Annotated in this window: 13 protein-coding genes; all 13 read left to right on the top strand. The window is 36.9% G+C overall.

The annotated features are described in order from the left end of the window. Positions 1-44: 44 nt before the first annotated feature. Positions 45-1,352 (top strand): GGDEF domain-containing response regulator, encoded by a 1,308-nt coding sequence (locus BM086_RS00875; RefSeq protein ID WP_092322000.1) that lies wholly within the window; start codon positions 45-47, stop codon positions 1,350-1,352. 209 nt (positions 1,353-1,561) lie between these two features. Further along, complete coding sequence (locus BM086_RS00870) at positions 1,562-3,532, top strand: alpha-amylase family glycosyl hydrolase (protein WP_092321997.1); 1,971 nt, start codon at positions 1,562-1,564, stop codon at positions 3,530-3,532. After that, a complete protein-coding gene (pepT, locus tag BM086_RS00865; protein WP_092323481.1) occupies positions 3,519-4,757 on the top strand; it encodes a peptidase T in 1,239 nt (412 codons plus the stop codon). The genes BM086_RS00870 and pepT overlap by 14 nt, the downstream gene beginning before the upstream one ends. 33 nt (positions 4,758-4,790) lie before the next feature. Next, positions 4,791-6,245 carry a tRNA (N6-isopentenyl adenosine(37)-C2)-methylthiotransferase MiaB gene (gene miaB, locus BM086_RS00860; RefSeq protein WP_092321994.1) on the top strand — a complete coding sequence of 485 codons (1,455 nt, stop codon included), beginning with the start codon at positions 4,791-4,793 and terminating at the stop codon, positions 6,243-6,245. A 102-nt stretch (positions 6,246-6,347) separates the two neighbouring features. Next, positions 6,348-8,990: a DNA mismatch repair protein MutS gene (mutS, locus tag BM086_RS00855; RefSeq protein ID WP_092323478.1), complete on the top strand. Its 2,643-nt coding sequence runs from the start codon at positions 6,348-6,350 to the stop codon at positions 8,988-8,990. Further along, a complete protein-coding gene (gene mutL / locus BM086_RS00850) occupies positions 8,991-11,090 on the top strand; it encodes a DNA mismatch repair endonuclease MutL (RefSeq protein WP_092321991.1) in 2,100 nt (699 codons plus the stop codon). A 1-nt stretch (position 11,091) separates the two neighbouring features. Continuing rightward, positions 11,092-12,030, top strand: coding sequence for a tRNA (adenosine(37)-N6)-dimethylallyltransferase MiaA (miaA, locus tag BM086_RS00845; RefSeq protein ID WP_092321988.1), 939 nt, complete (start codon positions 11,092-11,094; stop codon positions 12,028-12,030). Next, a complete protein-coding gene (locus tag BM086_RS00840) occupies positions 12,011-13,303 on the top strand; it encodes a methionine gamma-lyase family protein (protein ID WP_092321985.1) in 1,293 nt (430 codons plus the stop codon). The genes miaA and BM086_RS00840 overlap by 20 nt, the downstream gene beginning before the upstream one ends. An 83-nt stretch (positions 13,304-13,386) precedes the next feature. Then, positions 13,387-14,100 carry a RadC family protein gene (gene radC / locus BM086_RS00835; RefSeq protein ID WP_092321982.1) on the top strand — a complete coding sequence of 238 codons (714 nt, stop codon included), beginning with the start codon at positions 13,387-13,389 and terminating at the stop codon, positions 14,098-14,100. A gap of 10 nt (positions 14,101-14,110) precedes the next feature. Beyond that, positions 14,111-15,115: a rod shape-determining protein gene (mreB, locus tag BM086_RS00830; protein WP_092321979.1), complete on the top strand. Its 1,005-nt coding sequence runs from the start codon at positions 14,111-14,113 to the stop codon at positions 15,113-15,115. Then, positions 15,115-15,984 carry a rod shape-determining protein MreC gene (mreC, locus tag BM086_RS00825; protein WP_092321976.1) on the top strand — a complete coding sequence of 290 codons (870 nt, stop codon included), beginning with the start codon at positions 15,115-15,117 and terminating at the stop codon, positions 15,982-15,984. The genes mreB and mreC overlap by 1 nt, the downstream gene beginning before the upstream one ends. 11 nt (positions 15,985-15,995) lie before the next feature. Further along, entirely contained in the window at positions 15,996-16,520 is a 525-nt protein-coding gene (gene mreD, locus BM086_RS00820; RefSeq protein WP_092321973.1) for a rod shape-determining protein MreD, read from the top strand. Further along, entirely contained in the window at positions 16,513-19,371 is a 2,859-nt protein-coding gene (locus BM086_RS00815; protein ID WP_092321970.1) for a penicillin-binding transpeptidase domain-containing protein, read from the top strand. The genes mreD and BM086_RS00815 overlap by 8 nt, the downstream gene beginning before the upstream one ends. Positions 19,372-19,385 lie beyond the last annotated feature (14 nt).

Here is a 19,385-nt window from a genome sequence, read left to right as displayed (position 1 = left end):
TCTGAAATATCATTTGATAATTCATACATTGATATCTGAGGTGGATGATGGATAAAAGAAGAATTCTTGTCGTTGATGATGAATCAATATTTTGCAAACAGACACAAAGAATATTGTCAGATAAATATGACGTAATAACTGCTGATTCAGGAAAAGCAGCTATTGAATTATATGAAAAAACAAAGCCTGATATGATCCTATCCGATCTTATGATGCCGGGGATGGACGGTTTTGAGATGATGGATGCTTTACGTCAAATGTATAATTTTGTAATTCCGGTTATGTTTATGACCGGAGTGTCTGGAGATGACAGTGAGGAAAAGAGCCTTACCACCGGAGCTGTAGACTATATCAGAAAGCCTTTTAAGTCAGATGTGCTTCTTAGACGTGTCGACAATATCATGGATAACCTTGGACAAATTCAGGGACTTAGGAAAGCGGCTGAAAATGATCCAATGACCGGGCTTTATAATAAGACGACCAGCGCATCCAAGATTGATGAACTTGTCAAAAACGGCAATGGAATCCTTATGATGATCGATCTTGACAGCTTTAAGCTGGTAAATGATATTTACGGACATGAAAAGGGCGATCTGATTCTTCTAAAATTTTCTGAGATTTTAAAGAGTGTGATGCGATCCACAGATATCGTTGGAAGAATCGGCGGTGATGAATTCATAGCATTTTGTCAGAATACAAAAGATGAGAGAATGCTTAAAGAAAGATGCGAATTTCTTAACAGGAAAATATTAAGCTATGCAAAAGAGTGTCTTTCTGAAGATATGAATATACCTCTTGGCTGCTCTATCGGCGCATGCATATGTCCTGATGAAGGAAATGATTATGCGACTCTTTTTAAAAAGGCAGATCTGGCTCTTTATGAAGTTAAACAAAATGGAAAGCATGGTTTTTCCATTTATAAGCAGACGGCTGAGAACTCTTCTGAAAAAGAAATAGCAAGTAGCTTTGAGATCAGGAAGATTCTGGGAGAAAGAGAAGGGCAAAAGGGTGCCTATGTAATACCTATAGATATGTTTAAAAATGTATTCCGCTTTCTTATCAGGTTTGAGAGAAACTATGCGTTTGGAGTGCATTTTCTTATTTTTACTTTTGAAAGTAGCCAAAAGCCTGTAAATGAGTGCGTTGATGAGTTTGTTGAAACTATGTCCTCCTGTCTTAGAGGAAGTGATGTTATTACAAAATACGGAAGTGATAAGGCGCTAACATTGCTTATGAAGGCTTCTACTGAAGATTATCAGATTCCGGTAGACAGAATTATGGGAAAGTGGAATGAACTCCAAATATCAAAAGAATCAATAGTAAAGCTGGATGCTGAAAAGCTGTTTATTTAAATGATATTTTTTATCAAGAGTTAATGTAAAAAAGTCTCAATTACGGAGATTATCCGGGATTGGGGCTTTTTATAATTGTTCAGTAGGTACAGTTAGCAGATAAAAAATTGTTTATGTGCATATAAAGAAAATATGTGATAAAATATTGTGATATGTGTGCTTAGATTAACTAAAGGCAGATAAAACACTAGGAAAAGGGAAGTGATTTAATGCAGGTAAAATATCAGGTTCTAAATGAAAAGCCATATCCGCTTGGATGCTATATTGATTATGATAAGAGTCTTGTTGTGAGGGCTGTTTTTTCTGATAATAAGAATTGTGGCATTACACTATATCCTGCAACTAAATGCAGAGATGCAGATAAACTTACTATCACTTTTCCTAAAGAATTAAAACACGGCGCTATTTATTCAGCAAGAATTAAAGGAATAGATAATATCGATAAATATGATTCCTATAATTATTTTGCTGACGGTAATTATTTTTGCGATATATATGCCAAACAGATCATAGGGCTTGAAGGCTTTGGCAAGGATGTGGAAGACAGCGAAATAAGGGCAAAACTTGATAATAAGTCTCAAAGACTTGACAATACTCAGGTATTTGACTGGGGCAATGAGAAATCTCCCAATATCCCTTATGAAAAGAGCTTTATCTATTTACTTAATGTAAGAGGTTTTACGAAGAGTTCAAGCAGTGGTGTTCCATCTGCGAAAAGGGGAACATTTGCCGGAATTCTTGAAAAATTGCCCTATCTTAAGGATTTAGGTGTTACAACAATTGAGCTTATGCCTATTGTTGAAATGAATGAGGTTGAGAATTCTTTAAAGAGAAATAAGATTCCAAGGGAAAATGTTGTCTTTTCCAAGGATGGAAGTATCGTAAATGAGAATTCAGTGACTAAGAAGGTGAATTTCTGGGGCTATAAAAAAGGCTATTATTTTGCTCCAAGATCTGCTTATTGCGAAAATCCTTACGATGCAGAGAATGAGTTTAAAAATTTTGTAAAAACACTACATGAAAATAATATTGAGGTCGTTTTACAGTTCTTTTTTGAAGATAACGAAAATGAGAGTCTGATAATAGATGCTCTTAGATTTTGGAGATGCACGTACCATGTTGACGGATTCCATCTTAAAGGGAAAAGAATTCCTGTAAGACAGATTGTGAATGAACCGCTATTTACTGATGTAAAGATCTGGTATGAGTGGTTTGACACCGGATACATATATGGTGGCAATTTTCCAAAGAACAAAACGATTGCAATCTATAATAACAGCTTTTTGAATGCTTCGCGCAGATTCTTAAAAAGCGATGACAATACTGTGTCTGACTTTTTTAAAGTGATGATCGCTAATGATGAACATTATGGCGTTATCAATTATGTTTGTGATTATGAAGGGTTCAGGCTCGCCGATCTTGTTTCCTATGAACACAAGCATAACGAAGAAAACGGCGAGAACAATAAGGACGGCACTGATAACAATTTAAGCTGGAACTGCGGTATTGAGGGAAGAACACGAAGACATAATATTCTTGAACTTCGAAAGAAACAGATTAAGAATGTTCTGACAATGCTGTTCCTATCACAGGGAATTCCCATGATATACAGCGGTGATGAGTTCGGTAATTCTCAGGCAGGAAACAATAATCCTTATTGTCAGGACAATGAGACTGGATGGGTAGACTGGAAAGCTCTTGACAGAAATCAGGATATATTAGAATATGTTAAGTTCCTGGTTAATCTTAAATCAGAGAATGGATTTTTACATAATGCAAAGCCATTTAAACTAATGGATTACATTTCCTGTGGGTATCCGGACCTTTCCTGCCATGGGAAAGAAGCGTGGAGACCTGATCTTTCAGGATATAGTCATGTGCTGGGCATGTTATATTGTGGTCTTTATGATAAAGACAATACTGATAAAACATTTATATATGTTTGCTACAATATGCACTGGTTAAAAATGGAATTTGCTCTTCCAAAGCTTCCTGATGGATTAAAGTGGAAGATAGTTTCTGATACTGAGGTTAATCCTATAAACAATGGTGATTCCAAGGAAAGAGATAACAAAGAACTCCAACTTCAAAGTGACAGATCAGTTCGCATATACAAGAGCATTGTTGATACAGAATATAAGAAGAAAGAAGCTAAGAAAAAGAAAAATGGAAAGAAATGACGTTATTGAAAAATTTTTAAGATATGTAAAGGTTGATACACAGTCGGATGATACAACAGGCACATCTCCTTCAACAATGAAGCAGCATGACCTTGCAAAAATTCTTTTTAACGAACTTAAAGAGATTGGTGCAAGCGATGTCTTTTATGATGAAGAGCACTGCTATGTATATGCTACAATTCCGTCAAATGCAGAAAATGGAAGTGAGCTGCCAGCAATTGGTTTTGTTGCTCATATGGATACTTCTGATGAAGTAAGCGGCAAAGATGTTAAGCCAAGAATCGTCGAGAAATATGACGGTAAAGATATTATTTTAAATGAAAAAGAGAATGTGGCATTATCACCTGTTGATTTCCCTGAGCTTTCAAATCATGTAGGAGAAGATCTTATAGTAACAGATGGCACAACACTTCTTGGTGCTGATGACAAGGCTGGAGTTGCCGAGATCATGACAATGGCAGAGACTTTGTTAAAAAATTCTGACATTCGCCATGGAGATATTAAGATTGCATTTACTCCTGATGAGGAAATCGGCGCCGGCACAGCATATTTTGATCTTGAAAAATTCGGTGCCAAGTACGCTTATACAGTTGATGGTGGTAAACTCGGCGAACTTGAATATGAAAATTTTAATGCCGCAGAGGGAAATATTTTCGTAAATGGAAGAAGTGTTCATCCGGGTGATGCCAAAAACAAAATGATAAATGCTGCGCTTATCTGCTATGAATTCCATTCTCTTTTGCCTGCATTTATGAATCCAATGTATACCGAGAAAAGAGAAGGTTTCTTTCATCTTACAGAAGTGAAAGGCGGAACAGAGAAAGCAAGCGCTTCTTATATCATACGAGACCATGATGAGGTCCTTTTCGAGAAGAAAAAGAAGCTATTTATGGACGCAGCAGATTTCCTTAATAAGAAATATGGTGAAGGAACTGTTGTTGTTGAAATGCACGATCAGTACTATAACATGATCAGTAAGATACGTCCTCACATGCATCTTGTAGATAATGCCAAAAAGATTATGGAGAATCTTGGGATTACTCCTATTGATTCACCTATCAGAGGAGGCACAGATGGAGCAGCTCTTTCTTATAAGGGACTTCCATGCCCTAACCTTTGTACAGGTGGCTACAATTATCATGGTAAATACGAGTATGCTTCAGTTCAGGAAATGAAGAAGGTGGTTGAAATCCTTCTTGGAATTGTAAGCGAATATGGAAAATAATTATTTAGTTTTATAGTTAGAAAGTGATTTGTAATGATTAAAGAAATAAATATTTTAAATGGCAGCAAAAACGAAGTAACCGATGCAGAAAGCCTTAAGCAGCTTGAATTTATCAATAAGGCAAAAGAATATGTGTCCGAGCTTGAAAAGAATCTTGGAAGAAAGCCTACAGCATGTGTTGTTACATTTGGCTGCCAGATGAACGCCAGAGATTCTGAGAAACTTGTTGCTATTTTAAAGCTTGTTGGATATGAAGAATCTGAATCCGAGAATTCTGATTTTGTAATTTACAATACCTGCACAGTAAGAGATAACGCAGACCAGAGAGTTCTTGGAAGACTTGGCGCATGCAGCAATCATAAAAAGAAAAATCCACATATGAAGATTGCTATTTGCGGCTGCATGATGCAGGAACAGTCAGCGGTTGAGAAAATTCAAAAAAGCTACAGATTTGTTGATCTTATTTTTGGAACACATAATATTTACAAATTTGCAGAACTTCTTTGCACATGTTTTGAATCTGACAGAATGATAATAGATATTTGGAAAGAGACAGATAAGATTGTGGAGGATCTTCCTGTTCTTAGAAAATATCCTTTTAAATCCGGTGTCAACATTATGTATGGCTGCAACAATTTCTGTACATATTGCATCGTTCCGTATGTAAGAGGCAGGGAGAGAAGCCGTTCTCCAAAAGATATCATTAGAGAATGTGAGAAGCTTGCTGCTGATGGTGTTAAGGAAGTAATGCTCCTTGGACAGAATGTTAATTCTTATGGCCTTGATTTTAAGGATGACAACCCTGATAAGATTTCTTTCCCTGAGCTTATTGAAGAAGTGTGCAAGGTTGAAGGACTTGAGAGAGTTCGTTTCATGACACCTCATCCCAAGGATTTTTCAGATGAGCTTTTGGATGTAATTGAGAGAAATCCTAAGATTGCAAGACATATCCATCTGCCACTTCAGTCAGGAAGTACAGAGATACTTCGCCGTATGAACAGAAAGTACACTAAAGATGCTTATCTTGAACTTGTAAATAAGATTAGGACAAAGCTTCCTGAGGTTGCTATAACAACAGATATTATTGTTGGATTCCCGGGCGAAAGCAGAGAAGATGTGGATGAGACAATAGATGTTGTAAAAAAAGCAGAGTTTGACAATGCGTTTACATTTATCTATTCCAAAAGAACAGGAACACCTGCTGCCTCTTTTGAAGATCAGGTTCCTGAAGATGTTGTAAAAGAGAATTTTGACAGACTTCTTAAAGTTGTACAGGAAACTGCAAGAAAGCAGTCAGAAAAGTATACGGGAAGTGTTGCAAAGGTTCTTGTTGAAGAAGTAAACGATCATGACAGTTCTCTTTTGACAGGAAGAATGTCCAACAATTCACTTGTACATTTTCCAGGAAATGAGGAGCTTATAGGTGAAATCGTTGAAGTTTCGCTTGACGAGTGTCACGGCTTTTATTTTACAGGCCATAAATGCTGAATTTGATTTGTAATGTATTTTTATTCTTGATATTTAAGGGGATTTTTTGTTGTGGAGAGCACCGCTACTTTTGATACTGTTGACATAGAAAAAGTATCACCTATGATGCAACATTATCTTAATACAAAGTTAGAAAATAAGGACTGTATTCTCTTTTACAGACTTGGAGATTTTTACGAATTATTTTTTGATGATGCAAAGATAGCTTCAAAAGAACTTGAACTTACACTTACAGGTAAGGCATGTGGACTTGAGGAAAGAGCACCTATGTGCGGAGTGCCTTTTCATGCTGTAGATTCATATCTTACCAAACTGGTCTCAAGAGGATATAAAGTTGCGATTTGCGAGCAGATGGAAGATCCAAAGCTTGCTAAAGGAATTGTAAAAAGGGAAGTTACAAGGATAGTGACTCCCGGAACAAACCTTAATATGCAATCACTTGAGGAAACAAAGAACAACTATATCATGAGTATTCTTTATACTCCTGATGTGATTGGAATTTCCGTAGCTGATGTTACAACCGGAGATTATTTTCTTACAGAGGTTTCTTCCGTGCGTGAGGCGATGGATGAAATCGGTAAATATATGCCTTCCGAGCTCATATGTAATGAATCTTTTAGTGTGAGCGGAGTTAATATTGAGGAATTAAAGGGAAGACTTCAGATTTTTGTAAATCCTCTTGAAGCAAGATATTTTGATGAAGATTCCTGCAAAAAGCTTTTGATGAAGCATTTTAAGGTGTCATCACTTATTGGACTTGGCGTAGACGATTTTCCAAACGGCGTAGTTGCAGCAGGAGCGCTTTTACAATATCTGACAGATATGCAAAAGTCAGATATTTCCAATTTTACACACCTGTATCCTTACCTTGCAAGTAAATATATGCTTCTTGACAGTTCAACAAGGCGTAATCTTGAGCTTGTTGAAACTATGAGAGATAAACAGAAAAAAGGAACTCTTTTATGGGTGCTCGATAAGACCAAGACAGCTATGGGAGCAAGAACTTTAAGAGGTTTTATCGAACAGCCTTTGATTGATAAAAATGAAATTTTAAGAAGGCAGGGCGCAGTTAACAGCCTTTTAAAGAATGTTGTTACAAGAGAAGAAATAAGAGAATACCTTGGTCCTGTATACGATCTTGAGAGACTTATGTCAAAGATTGTTTTTAAGACAGCAAATCCACGAGATCTTTTGGCATTTAGAAATTCAATCAAGATGATACCTGCAATAAAAACTTCGCTTCTTGATGTTCATGATGATACGGAACTTGCATCTATTTTTGAAAAATTGGATAGTCTGCAGGATATTTATGAACTTATAGATAAAGCAATTGTTGAAGAACCACCGCTTGCGATAAAAGAGAGCGGCATCATTAAAGAGGGCTTTGACAGTGATATCGACCATTTCAGAGAAGCAGGAACTAATGGTAAAACCTGGCTTGCTCAGATGGAAGAGGAAGAAAAAGAAAAGACCGGTATCAAAAATCTCAGAATTAAGTACAGTAATGTTTTTGGATATTCCTTTGAGGTTACAAACTCATACAAGGATAGTGTTCCTGATTACTTTATCAGAAAACAAACTCTTACCAATTGTGAGAGATATACAACTCCTAAGTTAAAAGAACTTGAAGACACAATTTTGAATGCTCAGGATAAGCTTAATAATCTTGAGTATGAAATGTTCTGCAAGATACGTGATTCAATTGCTCTTGAGATAGACAGAATACAGTCGACAGCAAAGGCAATCGCTCTTCTTGACGTATATGCCTCTTTGGCTTATGTTGCTGAGAAAAATCATTACATCAAGCCTGATATGAATGATAAGGGAATAATCAATATCAAAGATGGCAGACATCCTGTTGTAGAGATTATGCTCGATACATCGGATATGTTTATTTCCAATGATACATATCTTGATAATAAAAAACACTGTATTTCAATTATTACAGGCCCTAATATGGCTGGTAAATCCACTTATATGAGACAGACGGCCCTGATAGTGTTAATGGCACAGATTGGCAGCTTTGTTCCTGCAAAGAAGGCAGATATCTGTGTTGTTGACAGAATCTTTACCAGGGTAGGAGCTTCGGATGACTTAGGAAGCGGTCAGTCAACATTTATGGTGGAAATGAATGAGGTTGCAAATATCCTAAGAAATGCCACTCCTAATTCGCTTCTTATCCTTGATGAAATAGGACGAGGAACATCCACCTATGATGGTCTTGCGATTGCGTGGGCAGTTACCGAGCATATCAGTAATAGAAAGATTCTTGGAGCAAAGACACTTTTTGCTACTCATTATCATGAGCTTACAGAGCTTGAAGGTAAGATGGATAATGTGAATAACTATTGCATAGCTGTTAAGGAAAATGGTGATGACATTGTCTTTTTACGAAAAATTGTTAAGGGCGGCGCAGACAAGAGCTATGGAATACAGGTTGCAAAACTTGCCGGCGTTCCTGACATGGTAATTGACAGGGCTAAAGAGATTGTAGCTGAGCTTTCTGATAATGATATAACTGAAAAGGTTCAGAGCATTGCTAAAGACAACAGAAATGATAAAAAGGTTAAAGTTAAGCATTACGATGATGTAGATATCGACCAGATGTCGCTTTTTGACACTGTTACAGATGAGGAAGTTCTTAGGAGATTAAAGGAAATTGATATAACAACGCTGACTCCTATGGATGCCTTAAATACTTTATACAAATTGCAGAGTGACTTAAAGAACAGGTGGAAAAACTAAATGGCCTTTATAAACGAGCTTGATAAAAACACAATTGATCAGATTGCGGCAGGAGAAGTTGTAGAAAGACCTGCCAGTGTTGTTAAAGAACTGGTGGAAAATGCTATCGATTCAGGCGCTACAGCTGTGACTGTCGAAATTAAGGGCGGTGGCATTGATCTTATCCGTGTTACGGATAATGGGTGCGGCATTGAAAAGAGCCAGATAAGAAAAGCATTTAAGCGCCATGCTACAAGTAAACTTAAAAACATCGATGATCTGTTTTCAATTCATTCCCTCGGTTTTAGAGGTGAGGCTTTATCAAGTATTTCTTCTGTTTCGCAGGTCGAGATGATAACTAAAGTTCCTGAAGATCTGACCGGCATAAGATATACCATAAATGGTGGTGAAGAGGAGGGAATGGAGGAAATCGGAGCTCCAGATGGAACCACTTTTCTTATCAAAAACCTTTTTTACAATACACCTGCAAGAAAGAAGTTTTTAAAAACTCCTCAAACAGAAGGAAGTTATATTGGCGATGTCATGGAGCATCTGGCTCTTGATAATCCAACAATTTCTTTTCATTACATAAATAATAAGGACGATAAATTCTCAACTTCTGGAAATGGTGATTTAAAAGAACTCATTTATCGTATTTATGGAAGAGATGTTTCAGTGAGCATAAGACCAATCAATGTCAGTGAGAATGGTATTACCCTTGAAGGCTATCTTGGAGAACCTTCACTTAACAGATCAAACAGAAACTTTGAAGTGTTTTTTGTTAATGGAAGATATGTTAAGGACAAGGTTATCTCCAAAGCTATTGAGGAAGGCTATAAGCAATATCTGATGATGCATAAATTTCCATTCGTTGTTTTGCACATTCGTATGGATCCGTCAATGGTTGACGTCAATGTACATCCTGCAAAGCTCGAAGTGAGATTTAATAATCAGATTGCTCTTTATGATTTTATCAGAAGAAGCGTTGAAGAAGTACTTAAAAGGCAGGAAATGATACCTGATGCTCTTTTAAACAGCAAAGAAGATGAAAAAGAGATTAAGAGCAAAGAACAACCTAAACAAGTGGCCACAGTAAATGAGGCTGTAAGAGAACCAAAAAAGGCTGATATAGTGGTGAAAGATACTACAAAGCTGCCAGAGCAGGAATCTTTTTTTGATGATACCGAAGATAAAGATCAGGAAAAGACAAAAGAATTAAATCCGGTTAATGAACAGCCTAAGAGTCAGGACAAAAAGCTTGCGCCGGAGCCTTTTGAAAAGCTTAGATTTGAAGAAAATAAAGTTGCTGAAAGTCAGCCTGTATATGCTACCGGTGTAAAGGCTGAACCAATAAAGATTGAGGATTCAAATAAATCTGCGGTATGGACAAGAATCTTTGGAGATTCTGACGGGTCAAGGGCTGACAAAAATGAGCATCCATCGCCTATAATCAAACAGCAGGATGCAATAGTTGTTGAAAAAAAGCCGGTTCAGCTTAATCTCTTTGATGAGAAAGTTCTTTCCAAAGAAAATGTGAAGGAATATGATATATTGGGGCAGATTTTTGGCACCTATTGGATTATTGGTTTTAAGGATAAGATGTTTCTTGTTGACCAGCATGCAGCTCATGAAAAAGTCAACTATGAGCGTATGATGAAGAGGTACAAAGCAGGAGAACTTCTTTCTCAGATGGTAAATCCGCCTGTTATTCTTACATTGTCAGCCAGTGAAGAAGAAATGTTTTTATCATATAGACAGTATTTTGAGAAACTTGGCTTTAACATTGAAAACTTTGGTGGACATGAATATGCAATGCGAGCAATCCCTATAGATTTATTTGGCTGCAGCAATGAAAAGGAAATGTTCCTTGAAATTCTTGATGAATTATCGCATGAGACGAGCCAGGACAGAACACCAGATGTAATAAACTATAAGATAGCAAGTATGGCTTGCAAGGCTTCTGTAAAAGGCAATACAAAAATGACTCGAACAGAAATGGAAGCCCTTCTTGATGAACTGTTAACTTTGGATAATCCTTATAATTGTCCTCATGGTAGACCTACTATTATTTCCATGAGCAAATATGAGATTGACAAAAAGTTTAAGAGAGTTGTGGAATAGTATGCAGAAAATTATTGTGCTTACAGGACCAACTGCTGTTGGAAAATCCAAATTATCAATAGAACTTGCTAAGAGAATAGGCGGAGAGATAATCTCCGCTGATTCTATGCAGGTATATAAGTATATGAATATCGGGACAGATAAAATAAGCCCTGAAAAAATGGATGGCGTTCCGCATCATCTTATAGATTTTTTGGAACCTGATGTGGATTTTAATGTATTTATGTTCCAAAAGCTTGTTAAAGATGCAATATTGGATATTGCATCACGCGGAAAAGTTCCCATTATTGTTGGTGGAACAGGTTTTTATATTCAGGCTGTATTGTATGACATAGATTTTACCGAAACTGATGAAGATGACAGCATCAGACTTGAACTTGAAAAGAGAGCAAAAACTGAAGGCGTTCATGTTCTTCATGAAGAATTAAAAAGAGTTGACCCTGAGTCAGCTCTGATAATTCATGAGAACAATTCAAAAAGAGTTATTAGAGCTTTAGAGTATTATAGGAAAACAGGGCGTCCAATTTCAGAACACAATAAAGAGCAGCGCGTTAAGAAATCGCCTTATGATTTCAGGTATTTTGTTCTTACAGATGAAAGAAAGACTCTTTATTCCCGCATAGATAAAAGAGTTGATATGATGATTGAGGAAGGTCTTGTGGATGAAGTGACAAGGCTTAACGCAATGAACATTCCTCGAACAGCGACATCCATGCAGGGACTTGGATATAGAGAAGTACTGGGATTTCTGGATGGGGAATACGACCTTGAAAGGGCTGTCTACCTTATCAAACAAAATACAAGGCATTTTGCAAAGCGGCAGCTTACCTGGTTTAGACGAGAAAGAGATGTGATCTGGATCGATAAAAATGATTTTGATCATGATGATGAATTAATTTTGAAAGAGATGATTAGATTATATGAACAAAGAGATTTATAAAGCACTTGGAATTTCAGAAGAAGTATATGATTTTGGTGAGAAAGTATTAAAAAGTCTTGAAGAAAGATTTTCAAATATTGATAAAAATGCTGAGTATAATCAGCTTAAAGTTATTAAGGCAATGCAGGATAATAAGGTCAGTGAAGCTTGCCTTTTAGGAACAACAGGTTACGGTTATAACGATATCGGCAGAGAAAAGCTTGAAGCTGTCTATGCATCTGTTTTTCATACAGAAGATGCTCTTGTTCGTCCTCAGATTACCTGCGGAACTCATGCGCTTGCACTTGCTCTTATGAGTAATCTCAGACCAGGAGATATGCTTTTTTCTCCTGTTGGAAAGCCCTATGATACCCTTGAAGAAGTAATAGGAATAAGACCTTCTAAGGGATCATTAAAGGAATATGGCATAGATTATTGTCAGGTTGACCTTAAAAAAGATGGTTCTTTTGATTTTGATAATATTAGGAAAGCTCTTCTTGAACATGATAATATTAAACTTGCAACCATTCAAAGATCAAAGGGATATCAGACAAGACCTACACTTTCTGTTGACAGAATTGGTGAGCTTATCGCCTTTATCAAATCAGTTAAGCCTGATGTTATCTGTATGGTTGATAACTGTTATGGCGAATTTGTTGACAAAAAGGAACCATCTGATGTTGGAGCTGATATGGTCGTTGGTTCTCTTATCAAGAATCCAGGTGGAGGACTTGCGCCAATTGGCGGATATATAGCTGGAAAAAGAGCTTGTGTAGAAAATGCAGCATTCAGACTTACTTCTCCAGGACTTGGAAAAGAAGTAGGAGCTTCCCTTGGAATATTACCTCAGTTCTATCAGGGCTTTTTCCTTGCTCCAATAGTTACAGCATCAGCTTTAAAGGGTGCGATCTTTGCAGCAAACATCTATGAGAAGCTAGGCTTCGATGTTTGTCCAAACGCAACGGAAGACAGACATGACATAATACAGGCAGTTACTTTTGGTAAGCCTGAAGGAGTAATTGCATTCTGCCAGGGAGTACAGGCTGCTGCACCTGTTGATTCTTTTGTAACCCCTGAACCATGGGATATGCCGGGGTATGATGCAAAGGTTATAATGGCTGCAGGTGCATTTGTATCAGGTTCTTCAATTGAACTTTCAGCTGACGGTCCTATAAAAGAGCCTTATTCCGTATTTTTCCAGGGCGGTCTTACCTGGCCACATGCAAAGCTTGGAATTCTTAAGACACTGCAAAGCCTTGTTGATGCCGGAATAGTGACAGCTGATAAAATGTAATGGTTTAAACTTATTTGTATTTGTGTTAAAATACAAAGTGGTCTTTTTCTGATTGTCTGGAGTGTTTTTTCAGAAGGAGACATATGAAATCATTTAATACGCAATTGTCTGAGAACATTTTATATAAGGATTGCCTGCCATATGAGAGGTTTTTATCCTTTGGTGCTGAGAGCCTTACTGATGCAGAACTTCTTGCTGTAATAATCAGAACCGGGAGTAATCAGAATTCTCCGGTTGATATTGCAAGGCAGGTCATGCAGCTTGGAAAGGGTAAAGAGAAGGGATTAAATTCTTTATTTAGTCTTTCTATGGATGAACTTCAGAAGATTCATGGAATCGGTCAGGTCAAGGCTGTTAAATTAAAGTGTGTCGCAGAACTTGCAAAGAGGATGGCCAAAAAGCAGACCAAAGATAGCCTGGATTGTAATAATCCTGCGGTAGTTGCGGATTATTACATGGAAAAATTAAGGCATGAAGAACAGGAAAAAACAATTCTTTTGTGTCTTAATAACAAAATGGGACTTATAGAAGAGTGTCTTTTATCAATTGGTACTGTAAATTCAGCAAGCCTTTCGCCCAGGGATGTTTTTATGAATGCATTAAAATGCAGTGCTGCAAATATTATTTTATTGCATAATCATCCTACCGGTGATCCAACACCAAGTAAGGCGGATGTAGCAATTACAAGCAAGATACGTGAATCAGGATCTATGCTTGATATAATTTTACGCGATCACATTATTATCGGAGACAGAGCATATTGCAGTCTTGCAGAAAAAGGACTGCTGTGGCAATAAGGAGGAAACATTGGGTAATATATTCGGAATCGATCTTGGAACAAGCAATATCAAGATTTATAACAGAGATGAGGATTCTCTCACAGTAGAAAAAAATATGATTGCCATAGAAAACAAAGTTAATGTTTTTGCTTATGGTAATTCTGCTTATGAAATGTATGAAAAGGCACCTGATAAGATCAGAATTTCTTATCCTCTAAACAGTGGTGTTATTGCAGATATTGAGCATATGGAAACTTTGGTAAAACTGTTTTTGACAGATCAGATGAAGGGTTCTGTTAAGCCTTGTGAAGTTTATATAGCTGTTCCCAAGGATGTAACAGAAGTTGAAAGAAGAGCTTTCCATGATCTTATTAATGATGCGGGAATCAAGGCTAAGAAGATCATGATGGTTAAAAAGCCTCTTGCTGATGGTCTTGGCATGAACGTTGATGTCATGAATTCTCAGGGTGTTCTTGTTGTCAACGTTGGTTATGATACTACTGAGATTTCAATCCTTTCGCTTAGAGGAATAGTTGTCAGCAAACTTATTAAGGTTGGTGGCAAGAAGTTTGATGAAGCTATCAGAAATGTTATCAGAAAAGAATTTGGTCTTCTGATCGGTGAGAAGACATCTGAGGCTGTTAAGATTGCACTTAAAGATCTTGAAAAGGAAAATAAAGATGCGGTTGTTTACGGCAGAGATATTGTAACCGGTCTTCCTGTTGAGAGAAAGATTCCGATTGAACTTCTTAATCAATCTCTTATAGAAAACTTTGATACAATTTTGGATAACATTAAAGCAGCTCTTGAGAAAACACCTCCGGAACTTGCTGCAGATATCTTTAAGCATGGTCTATATCTAACAGGTGGTGCATCTCAGGTTTGCCATCTGGCACAGAGACTTAGCAATGGTGTTGGTCTGAATGTTAATATTGCCGAGAATCCAGTTGGTTCCGGTGCTCTTGGTCTTGCCAAAATCATAAGAGAAGATCAATATAAGGCTCTTGCATATGGAATTGAAGAGGATAAATAATGAGTCCCATTATCAAGAGAAGAGGAGAGGATTTTACTTTACCCAGTAAATATCTCCTCTTTATTTTAACAGTACTGTGTACACTTTTAATTGTGGTCACATTTAATACAAATATTTTTACCGGCCCGCTTAATTCTTTTGCAGGTGTATTTATCGTGCCATTTCAAAAAGGCATAACTACGGTTTCCACATACCTTATGGATTCAGCAGAAAAGCTCTCATCCATAACAAAGCTCCTTGATGAAAACGAAGAACTTAAAAATAAGATTGATGAGCTTACTATTGCAAACACCGAACTTGAGCAGGAAAAATATGAGCTTATTGAGCTTCGTAATCTCTATCAGCTTGATGATCCATATGAAAAATATGATAAGGTTGGCGCAAGGATCATCGCCAAAGATGCCGGAAACTGGTATCATGCATTCGTAATTGATAAAGGCTCTGATGACGGACTTGCTATTGATATGAACGTTATTGCTAATGGCGCGCTGGTTGGCAGAATCATCGATGTTGGTCCCGACTGGGCAAAAGTTCAGTCAATCATTGCTGATAATGCTGCGGTCAGCGGAATGGTATTGTCATCTTCTGATAATCTTATTGTTCAGGGAAATCTGGAATTATACAAGCAGGGATATATCAGTTTTTCCAAGCTGGTTGATGATATTGACAGGGTAAGCATTGGAGATAAGATTGTAACTTCTAATATTAGCGATAAGTATCTTCCGGGTATCCTTATCGGTTATATTGCCACACTTGATGATGATTCCAATAATCTTACTAAATCCGGCACTTTAACACCGGCAGTTGATTTTGAACATATGAATATTGTGCTTGTTCTGTTGGATTTAAAGAAAAACGTTACTGATTAAGGGATTTTTTAATGAATATAAGACGGGCTATTACTAATTTCATACTTCTTCTTGTCTCTTTTATATTGCAGACAACCGTTTTTAGAAGAATTGATTTTGGTGGCATCACGCCAAATCTTTTATTGATCGTAGTTGTTTCTTCTGCTTTTATAAAAGGTGATAAGACAGGACTTTTAGTTGGTTTTTTCAGTGGAATACTTGTAGATATCTTTTTTGGTTCTTATCTGGGCTTTTTTGCGCTTATCTATATGTATCTTGGATTTATAGTAGGTAAGTTTCATGAAGTATTCTTTTCGCAAAATATTGCCATTCCAATCTTTTTTATAACAATTACTGATTTTGTATATGGCTTTATATGTTATGTTTTGATGTTTCTTTTCAGAACCAGATTTAATATTGGCTACTATATGATGAGTGTTATTGTTCCGGAAATGGTGTACACAGCACTTATCGCAATTTTTTATTATCCTGTTATTTTGTATCTTAATAACAAGATAGATGAGCGTGAACAAAGGAGCGCAAAGAAATTTGTTTAACGATATTAAAGAAGCTGTATTTAAGTTCATAACATCCAGGGCGGTCATTGTTTCTGCAGTTCTCATCTGTCTTGCAAGCATCATGATATACAGACTCTTTTCTCTGCAGATCATTAATGGTGAATACTACCTTGATTCTTTTAAACTAAGGATAAAAAAAGAAAAAAGTATTGCTGCAACAAGGGGCAATATTTATGACAGAAACGGGAAACTTCTAGCATACAATGAACTTGCTAATTCAGTAACGATAGAGGACGTTTATAAATCCGGCAAAGGCAAGAACCAGTCAATTAATAATACTTTGAACAGACTGATCGATATTATTGAGAATAATGGTGATAGCGTTGACCAGGATTTTAAGATTGTTGTTAATGAAGATAACGCTTTTGAGTTCACTGTAGAAGGAAATACTCTTTACAGGTTTCTTGCTGATGTTTATGGAAAAACTTCGATAAGCAATCTTAAATACGAGGAAAAGACCAAAACTGCAGCAGAAGTTGTTGATGATCTATGTAAGAAATACGGTGTGGGCGATTATGAAGAGGAAAACAATTCTTCGTCGTTTGTCGTAAGGAAAGGGTATACAAATGACAGAGCGCTCAAGGTATTGAATATAAGATATAACATGAATGCAAACAGCTTTCAGAAGTACATTGATACTACTGTTGCTTCTGATGTAAGTGAACAGACTGTTGCAGATGTTATGGAAAACCTTGATACGTTAGAGGGCGTATCCATTGAAGAAAGCACAGCGAGAAAATACGTTGATTCCTATTATTTTTCACAGATCTTAGGCTATACAGGCAAGGTCTCTGAAGATGAATTATATGAACTTCAGCAAAAAAACAACAATTACAATATGAATGATACTGTTGGTAAATCCGGCATAGAACAGGCAATGGAAAGTGTTCTTCAGGGAACAAAGGGTTCTGAAACTGTTTATGTTGATAATACGGGACAGGTCATTGAAACAAGTAATTATGTGGACTCTGTTGCTGGAAATGATGTGTACCTCACAATAGATAAAGACCTCACTGAGGCTTGTTATAACATTATTGAGCAGTCACTTGCCGGAATCCTTGTTTCAAAAATTCAGAATATAAAGACTTATACATATACGGAGGCATCAAGCTCAAGCAATATTGTCATACCAATTTATGATGTTTATTATGCTATGTTTGACAATAATGTTATTGATGTTGAGCATTTTTTGAAGTCTGATGCAGGTGAGAATGAGAAGGCTGTATATGATGCTTTTTTAAATAAGAATGCTACTGTAATTGAAGAGATAAAAACTGAGCTTAATGAAAAAAAGACCAGTTATGATCATCTTTCAAAGGAATATCAGTGGTATATGAGCCATATTGCCTCTGAATTATATTCAAACGGAATATTGGACTCTTCAAAAGTTGATAAAGAAGATGCTACTTACATAGCATGGACTACTGATGAGACAATATCACTTGCTGAATATTTAAAGTATGCTATCGCAATGAACTGGGTAGATGTATCAAAGCTTAGCATTGATAATCAGTATGCTGATTCTGATGAGATTTTTAAACAGGTCGTTAAATATATAGTCGAAAGGCTTGAAACAGATTCTGATTTTAGGACAAGACTTTATAAATATCTTTTGCTCGATGGACAGATTTCCGGTTCTCAGGTTTGCGATATTCTTCTGGAACAGGATGCGATCAAGGTTGATGAAGAAGAGTATAATATCTGGCAAAGAGGCGGAGAGTCATCATACACTTTCATGGTGAACAGGATTGCCAATCTTGATATTACACCTGCTCAGCTTGCGCTTGATCCATGTACGGGATCAATGGTAATAACCGATGTGAATACCGGAGATGTACTGGCATTAGTTTCTTATCCGGGGTATGACAATAATATGATGGCAAACGGTGTTGATGCTGCATATTATGCCAAACTTCGAAAAGACAATTCAAATCCATTATATAATTATGCAACACAGCAGAAGACAGCGCCCGGATCAACCTTTAAGATGGTTTCATCTACAGCGGGGTTGATGGAAGGAATTATAAATACCGATTCTGTTATATACTGCGGCGGTATTTTTGATAAACTTGATAATCCGCCAAGATGTTGGATATATCCAAGAGGCCACGGAGGATTAAATGTTGCCGGAGGAATAAGAAACTCCTGTAACTGTTTCTTTTACGAAGTGGGATATAGACTTGGTATAGAAAATGACAAATATCAGTCTGATGTAGGTCTTGAGAAACTTGCCAAATATGCTGATATGTACGGACTTACAGAAAAATCAGGCATTGAGATTGCTGAATCAGAGCCGCAGACTTCAACAATGGACTCTGTTCGTTCAGCTATTGGACAGGGTACGAACTCATTTACAACTGTTGGCCTTGCAAGATATGTTACTACTGTGGCAAATAGCGGAACTTGCTATAATCTGACTCTCATCGACAGGACTACTGATTCAAATGGCAATCTTCTTGAAGATTATTCTGCTACTATAAGGAATACTATTGATATGCCACAGTCCTACTGGAATTCAATACATACCGGTATGAGACAGGTTGTACAGGATAAGGCATATTATTCAAATCTAGGCGTTGCCGTTGCAGGTAAAACAGGTACTGCCCAGGAGTCAAAGAGTAAGCCTAACCACTCACTTTTTGTCTGCTATGCGCCTTATGAAAAGCCTGAAATTGCTATTGCTACACGAATAGCTAACGGATATACATCAAGTTATGCTGCACAGATTACAAAAGAAGCGCTTTCTTATTACTTTAACCTGAGAGATGAGGATGATATTATTTCCGGCACAGCTCAGACTTTACAAGATGGTGCCACAAATGCGGATTAATTACTGAGGTTTTT

Source organism: Butyrivibrio sp. YAB3001, assembly GCF_900112195.1.
Lineage (GTDB): Bacteria > Bacillota > Clostridia > Lachnospirales > Lachnospiraceae > Butyrivibrio.
The sequence above is the reverse complement of the archived record's forward strand: the minus strand, read 5'-3'. Positions and strand labels throughout refer to the sequence as shown.